The following is a 13,759-nucleotide window of genomic DNA, read 5'->3' as shown; positions in this document are numbered from 1 at the left end:
GCCCGGTGCCCGGGAGACGGTCAGGCCGGCCGGTCGGCCCTCGGCTGCCCCATGGTCGCGGCCGCCGCCGGGTCCGCGCCCGAGTCGGCGGGGGGCACGCTCGTGACGTCCACGTTCGGGGCGGGGCGGTGCCGGGGGATCAGCACGGCGGCGAGGGCCGCGCAGGTGGCGGCGCCGGTGGCGAGCCAGAAGGCCCGGGTGAAGGCGCCGTCGGTGGGCAGCGGGTGGTCCGCGGTCTCGCTGGCCGCGAGCAGGGTGGCGACGACCTGCGAGCCGAGCGCCGCGCCGACCGAGCGCACCAGCGCGTTCACCCCGGTGGCCTGCCCGGTCGCGTCGGCCGGGGCGGACACGACGATGATGTTCGGAACCACCGACATGCTCAGGCCGATCCCGATGAAGACGACGCACGTCGTCGCGATCACCACGCCCTCACTGCCGTGGTTGGTGGCCAGCAGGGCCAGGCCGGCGGCGGCGAACAGGAACCCGCCCATGAGGGGTTTGCGGGCACCGAGCCGCAGGCTGACCCGGCCGGCGTTCGCGCCGATGAGCAGCATGGCGACGGAGGCGGGCAGGAGCAGCAGGCCGGCGCCGGTGGCATCCAGCCCGAACCCGTAGCCGACCGACTCCGGCGCCTGCGCGATCTGCGGGACGAGCACGAACGCGCCGAACATGCAGGAGCCGGCCAGCAGGGTGGCGAAGTTGGTGGCCAGGATGACCGGACGGCCCAGCACCCGCATGTCGACCAGGGGTTCGGCGACCCGGCGCTCGAACAGCCCGAAGCACACCAGGATCGCCAGGCCGGCGGCCATCAGCCCGAGGGTGCGCGGGCTGCCCCAGCCCCAGCTGGACGTCTGCGTGAGCGCGACGAGCGGCGTCGTCAGCCCGACGGCGAGCAGCAGGGCGCCGGGCAGGTCGATCCGGCCGGGGGTGCGGGTGCCGGACTCCCGGAGCCGCAGCGCGCCGACCGCGGCGGCGCCGGACATGATCGCCCCGATCCAGAAGATCCAGCGCCAGGACGCGTGGTCGAGCAGCAGGCCGCCGACGAGCAGGCCGGCACCGGCGCCGATACCGGCGATCGCCGCGATCAGGCCGATGGCACCTGGCTGGCGGCGCTCCGGGAACGTCTCGCGGATGATCCCGAAGCACAGCGGGAAGATCCCGCCGCCGGAGGCCTGGAGAACCCGCGCCGCCACCACCAGCCAGATGCTGCCGGCGAGCGCCGCCGCCACGCTTCCGACGGCGAACAGCAGCAACGCGACGATGAGGAGCCGCCGCCGGCCGAACATGTCGCCGAGTCGCCCCATGATCGGGGTGAGGATCGCGGCGGCGATGAGGTACGCGCTGAACACCCACGAGACGTTCGCCGGGGTGGTGTGCAGCGCCTCGGTCAGCGCCCCGACCCCGGGGACGACCGTGGTCTGCGCGATGGAGAAGGCCGTCGCGGCCATCACCAGCACGGCCATCGAGCCGCTGACCGACGGCCCGTCCCCGACGGCGGCCTCCGCGCCCTCCGCGGCGACCGCCGGGACCGCCGAGACCGCCGGGGAGGCGGGCTCCTGCTTCGGCGGCATCAGGCGGCGGCTTTTTCCAGAATGTGCACCCCGCAGGCGCTGCCGAGCCCGATGACGTGCGCGAGCCCGACGCGGGCGCCGGGGATCTGCCGCTCACCGGCCTCGCCGCGCAGGTGGTGGCAGATCTCCCAGATGTTGGCGATGCCGGTCGCCGCGATCGGGTGGCCCTTGGACTCCAGGCCGCCGCTGACGTTGACCGGGATCGTCCCGTCCCGCCAGGTGGCGCCCGACTCGAAGAGGTCGACGGCGCCGCCGGGCTCGCACAGGCTCAGGTTGTCGTAGTGCACCAGCTCGGCGGTGGCGAAGCAGTCGTGCAGCTCGACGAGATCGAGCTCGCTCGGGCCGATCCCGGCCTGCTCGTAGGCCCTGGCGGCGGCCTGGCGGGTGAGAGTGTTGACGTCCGGCAGCACCTGGCAGGCGTCCTGCCACGGGTCGCTGGTGAGCACCGACGCACTGATCTTCACGGCGCGTCGGCGCTGCTCGGGATCCATCCGCCGCAGCCGGCTGTCACTGACGACGACCGCCGCCGCCGCGCCGTCGCAGTTCGCCGAGCACATCGGACGGGTGTTCGGGTAGGCGATCATGACGTCGTTCATGATCTCGTCGAGGGTGAAGCGGCGACTGTAGGCGGCCAGCGGGTTGAGGGTCGAGTGCGCGTGGTTCTTCTCCGCGATCCGGGCGAACAGCTTGAAGTCGGCGCCGCCGTACTGGTGGCCGTACTCCATGCCGATCTGCGCGAACACTCCCGGCATGGAATCGGTGCCGACCCGGCCCTCGAGCGGGGCGAGCGCGCCGAAGCGGCCCCGGCGTGACCAGGTGCCGTCCTCCTCCTTCGGCGGCGAGCCGAGCAGGCCCGCGCCGGCGAGCTTCTCGACGCCCACCGCCAGGCCGATGTCGGTCTCACCGGCCCGGATCGCCATGATCGCGACGCGCAGCGCGGTCGCGCCGGTGGCGCAGGCGTTCGCGACGTTGTAGACCGGGATGCCGGTCTGCCCGATCTGCTTCTGCAGCAGCTGGCCGAAGCTGGAGCTGCCGCCGGTCAGGCTGCCGGCAGCGAGTACACCGACGTCGCGCATGGTGACGCCCGCGTCGGCGAGCGCGGCGAGCGCGGCCTGCGACGCGAGGTCGATGGTGTCCTTGTCCCGGTGCTTGCCGAACTTCGTCATCGAGATCCCGAGGATCCAGACGTCCTCCGCCATGGCTGACCTTCCGATCGTCTCCACGAGCCTGCTGGGGTGTGCCGCGACCGGCACTGGTGCCGCGACCGGCACTGGACCGGCACTAGACCGGCTCGAACCCGTACCCGACCGCCTCGACGYCCGTGGTGTCCGCCCCCAGGGGAACGGTGGCCAGCCGCACCTTCATCCCGAGAGTGACGTTCTCCGGGCGCGGCTCGATGTTCACCAGAACTCCGCGCACCTTCGTCCCGCCGCAGTCGACGACCGCCGCCACGAACGGCACCGGGACGCCCGGCGGGGCCAGCGACACGATCGAGAACGTGTACACCGTTCCCTCCCGGGGGATGTCGACCGCCCGGAACTCCGTACCGCTACAGGACGCGCACGCGTTGCGCCGGTCGAAGAAGCGCGCGGAACACTGCACGCACTCCTGGGCGACGATATGCGGCTCGTCGCCGAGAACCAGATAGTCCACCAGCGGAATCCGCTCTGCCACGAACAACTCCCCGCGCTCGGGTGCGCGTCACGACGGCTGCGCGCGAATCCCGCCCGGGACCGGGCCGGCGTATTGACGGCATGCCGGTAACCGGATAAGGCGAATCGCTTCCCGCGCTATTAACGGCTGACCCGCAACTGCTCTGCTGGCCTGTGAACTGCTCCGGCGCGTGTCGTGGCGGCGAATGGTCATCTTGGACTGTTCAGCTCGGACTAGTCATCTTGGATTGTCTGTCTGTATTTACACTAGGTTGAAGTACCTGTACTGTCAACCCGGTCGTGCGGAGGGGAGGACAGGCATGAAGGTCGCTCTTACGGTCAGGGACTTTCTGGAGCGCGCCGAGTCGGTGTATCCGGAGGCGCTCGCGGTGATCGACGAGCCGGGYCAGGCGGGTTCGCTGGGCCGGCTGYCGTACGCGGAGCTCGCGGCGCGTGCGCGTGGGGTGGGTGAGGGGCTGTCGCGCCTGGGCGTGCCGGTCGGCGGCCGGGTGGCGATCGTGTCCCCCAACTCGGGCCGTTTCCTCACCTCCTTCTTCGGGGTGTCCGGCAGCGGGCGAGTGCTGGTCCCGGTGAACTTCCGCCTCGGGCCGGAGGAGGTGTCCTATGTGCTCCAGCACTCGGGCGCCGAACTGCTGCTGGTGGATCCGGACTACGCCGAGGCGCTCGCGGGCGTGAAGATCCCCCAGCGGCTGGTGCTCGACGGGGTGTCCGACGCGGAGCTGTTCGCTCCCGCGGACCCCGGCGGCGCCGCGGACGAGTGGGAGCCGGACGAGGACGCCGTCTGCACGATCAACTACACCTCCGGCACCACGGCGCGGCCGAAGGGGGTCCGCCTCACCCACCGCAACTGCTGGCTGAACGCCGCCTCGTTCGGCTGGCACACCACCGTCACCGAGCACGACGTGCACCTGCACACGCTGCCGATGTTCCATGTCAACGGCTGGGGCATGCCCTATGCGGTCACCGGCATGGGCGGCACGCACGTCGTCATCCGCAAGATCGACGGGGAGGACATCCTCACCCGGGTCGAGCGTGACGGCGTCACGCTCATGTGCGGGGCACCCGCGGTGGTCGCCTCCATCCTCGACGCCGCCGCCGCACGGGCCGAGGCCGGCCGCGAGGTCCCCGGCAGCGACCGGGTGCGGATGGTGGTCGCCGGTGCGCCCCCGCCCAGCGCGGTGATCGCGCGGGTGGAGGAGCTGCTCGGCTGGGAGTTCATCCAGATCTACGGCCTGACCGAGGCGTCGCCGCTGCTCACGGTGAACCGGGCCCGGCGCGGGTGGGAGAAGCTGCCCGCCCTCGAACGCGCCCGGCTGCTGTCGCAGGCCGGTGCCCCGGCGCTGGGCGTGCGACTGCGCACGGACGAGTCCGGTGAGGTCCTGGCCAGGTCGAACCACGTCTTCGACGGCTACTGGGAACAGCCCGAGGAGACGGCCGCGGCGATCCGGGACGGCTGGTTCCACACCGGTGACGGTGGCACGTTCGACGGCTCGTCGCTCAGCATCACCGACCGCAAGAAGGACGTCATCATCACCGGCGGGGAGAACGTCTCCTCCATCGAGGTCGAGGACTGCCTCTACCAGCATCCGGACGTCACCGAGGCGGCGGTCATCGGCGTCCCGGACCCCAAGTGGGGCGAGACGGTCAAGGCCCTTGTCGTGCTGCGCCCCGAGTCCGCGGCGACCCCCGCCGAGCTGATCGAGTTCTGCCGTGCCCGGATGGCGCACTACAAGTGCCCGACCAGCGTGGAGGTGCGGGCGGTCCTGGAGCGCACCGCGACCGGCAAGCTGCAGAAGTTCAAGCTCCGCGCCCCGTACTGGGCCGGCCGTACCCGCGAGGTCAACTAGCATGGCCGGGCTCGCCGGCGTCCGCGTCGTCGACTTCGGGCACCAGATCGCCGGCCCGGTGGCCGCGCTGCTGCTCGCCGAAGCCGGGGCGGACGTCGTGCACGTCGACGCCCCGGACGCCGCGCGGGCCCCGGGCCCCATCGACCCCTACGTCAACCGGAGCAAGCGGCGCATCACCCTGGACCTGCGGCACGCCGCGGACCGGGCGACAGCGCACGACCTCGTCGCCCGGGCGGACGTCCTGATCGAGAACTTCCGGCCCGGGGTGATGGACCGGCTCGGCCTCGGGTCGGGTGCCGTCCGCGCCACCAACGAGCGCCTCGTCTACCTGTCGCTGCCCGGCTTCGCCGGCGACGACCCGAAGGCCCCGCTCGCCGCGTGGGAGGGCGTGATCCAGACCGCGGTCGCCGGCTACCGGCCGCTGAACGAGCACTGGGACCCGTCCGGCCGTAGGAAGGCCACCGTGGCCGACCCGACGGCGCCGCTGTTCACGCCGATCACGACCGCGTCCAACTTCGGCGCGCTGATGGGCGCGGTGTCGGTGGTCATGGCCCTGATCGCGCGGGAGCGTACCGGCCGCGGGCAGCAGATCCAGATCCCGCTGGCGGAGGTGTTCACCGAGGCCTACAGCACGATGCTGGGCATGCGGGTGTACGAGAACCCGCTGATGGGTGACAGCCACCTGCTGCGTGACCTCACCTACCGGTGTGCCGACGGTGGTCTCATAGACCTCTCGCCCCACTCGAAGTTCGTCATCCCGCTGCTGGCCGCCGCCGGGGTCGCCGAGGAGTGGGAGCGCCAGGGTCTGATCGACATCGCCGGCCGTGGCTTCTCGATGGAGCACCGCGACCGGGCGATGGAGATGTTCGCCGAGCTGGTGCGCAGCCGTCCCGCGGCCTGGTGGGACGAGGTGGCGGCCGCCGCGGAGATGCCGGTGTCGATGGTCCGGACCCCGGCGCAGTGGATCGCGACCGACCACGCGCGCGAGTCCGGGGCCGTCCTGACTCTGGACGACCCGGTCGCCGGCCCGTTGGTGATGCCCGGGCGAAGCTTCGACCTGGGCCTGGAGCCGCCGCCCCCGCGGCCGCGGCACCTGCCCGACCAGGACCGCGAGGACCTGCTCGCCGAGATGCTGACGGAGCTGCGCACCGAGCTGCGCGGCCTCGGCCCGGCCACCGGATCGCACGGATCGCACGGATCGCACGGGTCGCACGGGTCAGACGGATCCGGGGCCGCCGGATCCGGGGCTGCGCGTCCGGGCGGCCGGCGGTCGGTGGACCTGCCCCTGGAGGGGTACACGGCCCTCGACGTCAGCCAGGCGGTCGCCGGCCCGACCGCCGCGCGGGTGCTGGCCGACTTCGGCGCCGACGTCGTCAAGGTCGGCAACCCGGTGCCCGCCGTCACCGACGGCATCGTCGGTCAGCTGCACCGGGGCAAGCGCACCATCCTGATGGACGCCCGCAGCTCCGCCGGCAGTGGCCTGCTGGGTGACCTCATCCGCGACACCGACGCGCTGGTCACCAACTTCACGTTGAAGTCGCAGGCCCGGTACGGCATCGACTACGAGCGGGTCAGCGGGATCAACCCGGGCCTGGTCCACTGCTCCATCACCGCCTACGGGCGGCGCGGGCCGTGGGCGCACCGGCGCGGCTACGAGAACCAGTGCAACGCGGCGACCGGCATGAGCTGGCGCTACGGCGCGCGCTTCGGCTGGACGCTCTACCAGCCGACCCCGATCAACGACGCCGACACCGGCATCCTCGGCGCCTACGCGGTGGCCGTCGCGCTCTACGCCCGGCTGCGCGGGGCGGGCGGCCAGGCGGTCGGTGCGTCCCTGGTACAGGGCTCCACCTTCCACCAGGCGGTGCACCTGATCGCCGAGGCGCAGGACCCGGACGACGCCGGCCCGGACGCCCTGCGCAACGAGTACGGCGCCAGCGCCCTCTACCGCTTCTACGCCGGCAGCGACACCTGGTTCTTCCTCGCAGCCACACCGCCGGACCTGCCCGCCCTCGCCGGTCTGACCGGTCTGGTGGGCCTCGAGCGCCCGGAGGATCCCGACGGCTGGCGCGACCCGGGCGGTGCGCTCGCCGACCAGCTGGCCGCGCGGTTCGCCACCCAGCCGGCTGCGCACTGGGTCGAGGTACTGACCGGGTCCGGCATCGGCGCGCACGTCGCCGTCCCGATCGACGACGCGGTCGAGTACCTGCACGGCCGCGGCGTCGTCTACTTCGAGCGCGGCCCGCACGGGGCGGACATCGCCCGCCCCGGCATCGGCCGGTGGCTGTCGGAGACCCCGCCGGTCGTGGGCGCCAACCCCGGGGCGGTGGGCTCGCAGGCCATCGAGATCCTGACCGGGCTCGGCCTCACCGAGCCCGAGATGAAACAGCTCGCCGAGGACAAGGTCCTCTGCCTGCCCGACGGGCTTCCCCAGCTGAACCGGCTGACCTGAGCTCCGCTGGCCGGGTGCCGGGTTCGGCCTCACCCCGCGCACCCGGCCAGCGGTATCCCGCGCCGTGCCTGCAGGCGCAGACAGCAGAAAGCCGGCGCCAGGCAGAGCTGGCGCCGGCAGACAGAGCAGGACAGGGCAGGACGGATCAGGCGCGGCGGCCCACCGCGCCGCTGTCGTGCAGCTCGTCGATGAGGGCGGCGCTGAGCCCGGCCTCGGCGAGCACGGCGCGGGTGTGCTCGCCGACCGGAGGCGGCGGATAGGTGGCGGCGGGCGGGCGCTCCTCGGCCGCCGCACCGTCGCGCAGCCGGATCGGGGAGCGCGGGACCGTCAGGTCACCGACCTTCTGCAGCAGGCCGCGGGCCGCCACGTGCGGGTCGTCCGGCAGGTCCGGCCCGCGGTTCACCCGGACCACACTGGCGCCGAGCGGGCCGAGCTCGGCCACCCAGTCCTCCGCCCGCCGGGCCCGCAGTGCCGCGGCGACCCGCTCGGTGGCAGCCTCCGCGTCGTCCCAGCGGTGCAGCGAACCGGCCAGATCGTCCAGCCCGAGCGCCCCGCACAGTGCGGCCCAGGTGCGCGGCTCGGCGGCTGTCACAGCGACCCAGGTCCCGTCCGCGCACTCGTAGACGCGGCGGTCGGGACCGAGCGGAACCCCCCGCGGCCCGCGGTCGATGATCCCGTCGGCGGACGACAGCAGCCACGTCGCCGACTCGGAGAGGCTGATGTCGAGCTGGGTGCCTGTGCCCGTCCGGTCCCGCTCGCGCAGCGCGGCGAGGATGCCGACGCTGGCCATCAGCGCGCCGACCGGGATCGGCAGGATCAGCTGCGGGTGCCACGGCTGTTCCGGGTTCAGCGCGGTCAGCAGCCCGGAGTGCGCGGCGAACGACAGGTCGTGCCCGGACCACTGGGCGTACGGCCCGTCCTGGCCGAAGCCGGTGATCGAGCACCAGATGAGCCGAGGCGTCTCGACGGCGGCGTGGCTGTAGCCGAACCCGCGCTCGTCCATCGCACCGGGCCGCTCGTTCTCGACCAGGATGTCGGCGTGCCCGGCCAGGGTCCGCAGGACGTCCAGGCCGCGCGGGTGCCGCAGGTCGAGCGCGAGCGAGCGCTTGCCGCGGTTCAGCCCGATGGGCCCGTCGAACAACCGGCCCTTCGGTGACTCGACCCTGATCACGTCGGCGCCCAGGTCGGCGAGCAGGACGGTGCAGAAGCCGCCCGGCGGCAGCCGGGTGAGGTCCAGCACCGTGACTCCGGCCAGCGGCAGCTTCGGATCCGGTGTCGGCTCGGGCATCGATCTCTCCTTCGACGGTCGATGGTCGCGGCGGCGCCGTCCCGTGGTGCGGGTCTCAGCCGGGTCTCAGCGGATTCTGGGCAGCACCTCGTGCTCGAAGAGCCGCAGGCTCGACCAGGCCAGGTCGATCGGCATTCCGCCGCAGAGCGGGTGGAAGTTGACGAACGGGGTCCGCGACGCCGTCAGGTCCGCCACGAGCTGGTCCGGGGTGAGCACACGGTACAGGCCGGTCTCACGCAGCGTGTCGATGTCGGGCACGGTGCGGTAGGGGTTCGCCAGGCCGTCCCGTGCCTGCCAGGCACCGTACGCGTTCGTCTGGTAGAGGAAGCAGGGGCCCATCTGCGCCCAGCCCTTTTCCGCGTCCTCGGCGAGGGCCACCGTCCTGGTGGCCCCGATCGGGCTCGGGCCGGGGTCGGGGCGGCCGAGCCGCAGCACCTCGTCCCGGTAGAACTCCCAGACCGCCGGGTCCGTGGGCAGGAAGCCGTCGGCGATCTGGGCGGCCCGGCGGGCGGCCGGCTCGCTGCTCCCGCCGAGGCAGATCCACGGCCCGCCGGGCTGGTGCGGCCCGGGTGTGAGGTGGACGCGCCGGCCGCGGTACTCGAAGGGCAGGCCGGTGAACGCCGCCTTGAGCGTGGTGACCACCTCGGTGACCCGGCGCGGCCGTTCCCGCATCGGCACGCCGAACAGCTCGAACTCCTCGCGGACGTAACCACCGGCGATGATGACGTCGACCCGGCCCCGGCTCAGGTTGTCGAGGACGATGAGGTCCTCGGCGAGCCGCAGCGGGTCGTGGAACGGCGCGATGAGCGCCGCGATGCTGAAGCGGATCGTGCTGGTGCGTGCCGCCATGGCGGCGAGCATCGGGATCGGGCTCGGCAGGTAGCCGTCGTCGCAGCCGTGGTGCTCCGACAGTGTGATGGTGGAGCCGCCGAGCCGGTCGGCCCACTCGGCGATATCCAGCGCAGCGGCGTAGCGGTCGGCTGTCGTGGTCCCCGCGAAAGCCGGGTTGCGGAAATCGAAGCGCAGCGCGAAGCGCATGGCCAGTCCACCTTCCTGCGGCACCGGCCGGCGCGACGCCGGGCCGGCGCCGGGCTGCGACGGGCGGCGACGCCGCGAACGGCAGGAGCGATGCGTGCGGCCGGTGCGCCGGCCGGTGTTCTCGTGAGATCCGGTGGGTACCGGTAGGCCCCATCCGCCCGGTACCCACCGAGCGTGTGTCCCGGGCGGGACGTGCGCCCGGGTGGGTTCGGTGTCAGTCGGCGAGGAAGTTCACGAGGTTGTCGCGCATGATCTTGCGGATCGTGGTGTCGTCGAGGTGCTTGATCAGCGAGACGTACTGCATCGGGTCGGGGATGCCCTCGGAATGCGGGAAGTCGGACCCGAAGACGAGGCAGTCGCTTCCGACGACGTCGATGGCCTTGGAGACGTTCTCCTCCGGGAACGGGGCGATGACGCACCGCTCCTTGAAGACCGACGACGGACGGCCGGGGAGCGTGCCCCACTTCGGCTTGCGGCCCAGAAGCATCGCGTGGTCGAGCTTGCGCAGCAGGTACGGCAGCCAGACGGTGCCGAACTCGGCGATGAGGACCTTGATCTTGGGGAAACGGCCGAAGAGGTTGTGGTAGAACATCGCCGTCACGGTGTCCATGATCGGGCGGTCGCCCCAGTAGGACACCCACTGGAAGCCGTCGAAGTTCTGGTAGCGGGCGTTCGGGTCCTCGCTCCACTCGGCGCCGTGCCGGGCGTAGGTGCCGCCGAGGTGGACGGCGACGCGGATGTCGGCGTCGTTCACGAGCTGCCAGAACGGGTCGAAGTAGGGGTCGAACGGCGAGCGGCCGTTGTAGGCCGGCCCGGGCAGCAGGTCGACGAGCTTGGCACCGCGTTCGAGGCACCGCTTCAGCTCGGCCACCGCGTAGTCGACGTCGTACAGCTGGACGGGGACCGGAACGAGGATCCGGTTCTCGTGGGCGAAGCCCCAGTCCTCCCACAGCCAGTCGTTGAACGCCCGGTTCACGGCGTAGCCGGCCTCGACGTCGCCGCGACGGAACGCGCTCTCCCAACCGGTGCCGACGGCGTGCAGCACCGCGACCTCGACGTTCTGCATGTCCATCAGCGCCAGCCGCGGGTCCTTCTTCTCGAAGGCCGGGCGCATCGCGTTGTATCGCTCGACGAGCTGGGCGCGGCTCAGCTGGTCGAGGTCCTTCATCGGGTTCAACTTGTTGAGCATCGCGCCGGGAATCGGGATACTTCCCTGCATCGCGGGGAGCTCGGAGATGTCGACGCCGCCGTGGCCGCCCTCGGGCTGCGAGTGGACACCGAGCGTGCGCCGCTCGTGGTCGGCCTCGTCGTCTTCCTCGTGCTCTTCCTCGGTGAGCATCCTCGGCTCTCCGGGCAGCCAGGCCCGCTCGGTCATCTCAGCCGAGAGGTATCGCGTGACCGCGTCCGCCGGCGGGTACAGATGATGATCCGCATCGAAAATGCCGTAGGACAGGCTCTGCTCAAGATCGGCGACATAGATTCCGCGCGTCCCAAGCTGAGGGGTCTCAGTCAACTCGCCCTCCAGAGAGTTCATCATGGCCTTCAGATTTGAACCGAGTCTAACTCTGGTACAGGTTCGGGCGCTACCCCATCCGCGGTTCGCGGCCCCCTACTCACCGGTCCGTGAACCGCGTACACTCCGCCCTCACAGCCATCCGTCCCCCGTGGTATTCCGGCGTGGCCGAGGAGCGAGATCGTGGGTTGCGAAGATTTCTTATCCGGTTGGCTGACGGCCGCCCGGCACGGGCATGTGGGCGCTTCAGGTCGCGGCCTTGCCCGATAACGTGACGGCGGTCACCTGGCCACAGCGCGTGGACGAGCTGGCCGCGATTCACCCTGCTGCCATCGCGCTTTCCACCACCGCCCGTGGCGGCGAGACACTGCGCTGGGAGGACCTCGCCGAAGCGAGTCGGCGCACCGCTGCCGGCCTTCTCGGGCTGGGTGTTCGTCCGGGCGATGTGGTGTGTGTCGAACTTCCCAGCCGCGCGGCACATGTGGTGTGCGCGCACGCGGCCTGGCGGGCCGGCGCGACGGTGCTCCCGCTCCGCCCGGACCTGCCGGAGCGGGAACGCGAGCGGATCCTCGCGGCCGCCCGGCCGGCCGTGGTCATCGTCGACCGGCCACCCGCCGCCGCTGGTGAGGTCACCGTCGACGACCTGGTCCCGGCCGCGGCGGCCGCGGCGGGCGCCGAGAGCCCAGGCGGGGGAGCTGGCGGAACCGGCAGTGAGCCGCCGCCGGCGGCCCGCCCGGCGTGGCTGATCGCGTCCGGTGGCTCGACCGGCGAGCCGAAGCTGATCGCCTCCTCGCAGGCGGCCGTACTGCAGTCCGGCGGGGGGCCGGGCACCGGCCGCGGGGGACTGCTGCTCGGAACGGGTGACCACCGGCACCCGGTGAACCTGATCTGCTCGCCGCTTTACCACACGCAGGGCTTCGCGCTGCTCCACCACACCCTGCTGGCGGACTACCGGAACATCGTGATGGAGCGGTTCGACCCGGAGCAGCTGCTCGACCTCGTCGAGACCGAGCGGGTCGCCTTCCTGGCACTGGTGCCGACGATGCTGATCCGCCTGCTGCGCACGCCCGGCCTGCGCGAGCGGGATCTCTCCAGCCTGGAACGGGTTGTCCAGGGTGCGGGCGCCTGCCCGCACTGGGTGATCCGCGCGTGGATCGACCTGGTCGGCCCGGAGCGGTTCGTGATGGGCTACGGCTCGTCCGAGGGGGTCTGCAGCACGCAGATCCGCGGCGACGAGTGGCTCGCGCACCCGGGCAGTGTCGGCCGCCCGCTCGGTACCGAGGTCCTCGTGGTGGGCGACGACGGCGCGGAGCTGCCGCGCGGCGAGGTGGGGGAGCTCTTCTTCCGCCCGGCGGGGGGCGCGCACACCGTCCGCTACGTCGGGCGGGCCGAGCCGCGGACCCGCCCCGGCGGCTACCTCTCGATCGGCGATCTCGGCTCACTGGACGACGAGGGCTACCTCTACATCGCGGACCGGCGCACCGACATGATCGTGAGCGGCGGAGCCAACGTCTACGTGTCCGAGGTCGAGGCGGTGCTGCTGATGCATCCGGCCGTCGCGGACGCCGCCGTGGTCGGGCTGCGCGACGCCGACTGGGGCCGGCGCGTGCACGGCATTGTGCAGCTCGCGCCGGGTCTGTCGCGGGAGGAGTTCCTGGAGTCCGTCCGCGACTACTGCAAGGAACACATCGCGGCCTACAAGGTGCCGCGGACCTTCGAGATCGTCGACGATCTCGGTCGTTCCGAGTCGGGAAAGCTCAACCGGCGGTCCCTGGCCGAGGTCCGGGAGCCGGGGCCGCAGACCGAGGGCGCGCAGGCGACCGAGTCAGCTCGGGAGGGTGACGTCGGGGTGCAGCCCCGCCGTGACGATGGCCGCTCGCCGGTACAGAGCCTGGTTGAGCCGCCCGAGCCGGCCGTGTGACCACTCCATGATGGAGTCGACCACCAGCGCCTCCAGGATCTGTGACATCTCCCCGGGCTCGATGTTCTCGGTTACCTCGCCCTTTTCCTGGGCCTTCGCGAAAACCTTCTCGAAGGCCTCGGCGAAGGCCGGCCCCTGATAGGAGACAGGAGCCCGGTGCGGGCGCCGGAACTCGGCGAGCGCACGGCTGACCGCGGCCGGTGGCGTGCTCTTGATGTTGCGCGCCAACGCGTTCAGCATCATGCGCAGGGAGTCATCGAGACTACGGTCGGAGCGGACACACCGATCCGCGGTGTCGTTGAGGAGAGTGGCCGTCTCGACACCCATCTCGAGCAGGATGTCTTCTTTGTGAGCAAAGTGGAAGTAGAACGTACCCTTTGTCACTCCGGCGGCCTGGCAGATTTCCTCGACGCGCGTGTCCTCGATACCGGTCTCGAAACCAATGCCGCTTAGTTA

At 71.9% G+C, this 13,759-nt stretch carries 10 protein-coding genes; 3 read left to right on the top strand and 7 right to left on the bottom strand.

The genetic code is table 11. The features are described 5' to 3' along the window. Nucleotides 1-20: 20 nt before the first annotated feature. The 3 genes from CC117_RS17585 to CC117_RS17575 form a co-directional block, all read right to left on the bottom strand. Entirely contained in the window at nucleotides 21-1,571 is a 1,551-nt protein-coding gene (locus CC117_RS17585) for an MFS transporter (protein WP_071085524.1), read from the bottom strand. Further along, nucleotides 1,571-2,770 carry a thiolase family protein gene (locus CC117_RS17580; protein WP_071085522.1) on the bottom strand — a complete coding sequence of 400 codons (1,200 nt, stop codon included), beginning with the start codon at nucleotides 2,768-2,770 and terminating at the stop codon, nucleotides 1,571-1,573. Before CC117_RS17580 ends, CC117_RS17585 begins: the two co-directional genes overlap by 1 nt. An 82-nt stretch (nucleotides 2,771-2,852) precedes the next feature. Next, complete coding sequence (locus CC117_RS17575; protein ID WP_071085663.1) at nucleotides 2,853-3,245, bottom strand: Zn-ribbon domain-containing OB-fold protein; 393 nt, start codon at nucleotides 3,243-3,245, stop codon at nucleotides 2,853-2,855. 298 nt (nucleotides 3,246-3,543) lie between these two features. On the opposite strand from CC117_RS17575, the gene CC117_RS17570 reads away from it, so the two are divergent. Next, nucleotides 3,544-5,091, top strand: coding sequence for an AMP-binding protein (locus CC117_RS17570; protein WP_071085520.1), 1,548 nt, complete (start codon nucleotides 3,544-3,546; stop codon nucleotides 5,089-5,091). A gap of 1 nt (nucleotide 5,092) precedes the next feature. Beyond that, entirely contained in the window at nucleotides 5,093-7,543 is a 2,451-nt protein-coding gene (locus CC117_RS17565) for a CoA transferase (RefSeq protein WP_071085518.1), read from the top strand. Between the two features lie 145 nt (nucleotides 7,544-7,688). Here CC117_RS17565 and CC117_RS17560 read toward each other — a convergent pair whose 3' ends face one another. The 3 genes from CC117_RS17560 to CC117_RS17550 all read right to left on the bottom strand — a co-directional run bounded on the left by CC117_RS17560 (nucleotide 7,689) and on the right by CC117_RS17550 (nucleotide 11,382). Further along, on the bottom strand, nucleotides 7,689-8,831 hold the full coding sequence (locus tag CC117_RS17560) for a CaiB/BaiF CoA transferase family protein (RefSeq protein WP_071085516.1): 1,143 nt from the start codon (nucleotides 8,829-8,831) through the stop codon (nucleotides 7,689-7,691). A gap of 66 nt (nucleotides 8,832-8,897) precedes the next feature. Beyond that, the gene (locus CC117_RS17555) at nucleotides 8,898-9,869 is read right to left on the bottom strand and encodes an LLM class flavin-dependent oxidoreductase (RefSeq protein ID WP_071085514.1); all 972 of its coding nucleotides are present in this window, start codon (nucleotides 9,867-9,869) and stop codon (nucleotides 8,898-8,900) included. A gap of 214 nt (nucleotides 9,870-10,083) precedes the next feature. Further along, complete coding sequence (locus tag CC117_RS17550; protein ID WP_241830202.1) at nucleotides 10,084-11,382, bottom strand: amidohydrolase family protein; 1,299 nt, start codon at nucleotides 11,380-11,382, stop codon at nucleotides 10,084-10,086. Between the two features lie 259 nt (nucleotides 11,383-11,641). Between CC117_RS17550 and CC117_RS17545 the strand changes: the two genes are divergently transcribed. Next, a complete protein-coding gene (locus CC117_RS17545; RefSeq protein ID WP_241830201.1) occupies nucleotides 11,642-13,303 on the top strand; it encodes a class I adenylate-forming enzyme family protein in 1,662 nt (553 codons plus the stop codon). Here CC117_RS17545 and CC117_RS17540 read toward each other — a convergent pair. After that, complete coding sequence (locus tag CC117_RS17540; protein ID WP_256385390.1) at nucleotides 13,208-13,729, bottom strand: TetR/AcrR family transcriptional regulator; 522 nt, start codon at nucleotides 13,727-13,729, stop codon at nucleotides 13,208-13,210. The two genes, CC117_RS17545 and CC117_RS17540, sit on opposite strands and share 96 nt — an antisense overlap. Nucleotides 13,730-13,759: the final 30 nt, after the last annotated feature.

The sequence above is a fragment of the Parafrankia colletiae genome, assembly GCF_001854655.1.
Lineage (GTDB): Bacteria > Actinomycetota > Actinomycetes > Frankiales > Frankiaceae > Parafrankia > Parafrankia colletiae.
The sequence above is the reverse complement of the archived record's forward strand: the minus strand, read 5'-3'. Positions and strand labels throughout refer to the sequence as shown.

Coding starts and splice junctions, on each gene's coding strand:
- CC117_RS17585 (WP_071085524.1), bottom strand. CDS start 1,571: ATGCCGCCGAAGCAGGAGCCCGCCTCCCCGGCGGTCTCGGCGGTCCCG.
- CC117_RS17555 (WP_071085514.1), bottom strand. CDS start 9,869: ATGCGCTTCGCGCTGCGCTTCGATTTCCGCAACCCGGCTTTCGCGGGG.
- CC117_RS17580 (WP_071085522.1), bottom strand. CDS start 2,770: ATGGCGGAGGACGTCTGGATCCTCGGGATCTCGATGACGAAGTTCGGC.
- CC117_RS17565 (WP_071085518.1), top strand. CDS start 5,093: ATGGCCGGGCTCGCCGGCGTCCGCGTCGTCGACTTCGGGCACCAGATC.
- CC117_RS17560 (WP_071085516.1), bottom strand. CDS start 8,831: ATGCCCGAGCCGACACCGGATCCGAAGCTGCCGCTGGCCGGAGTCACG.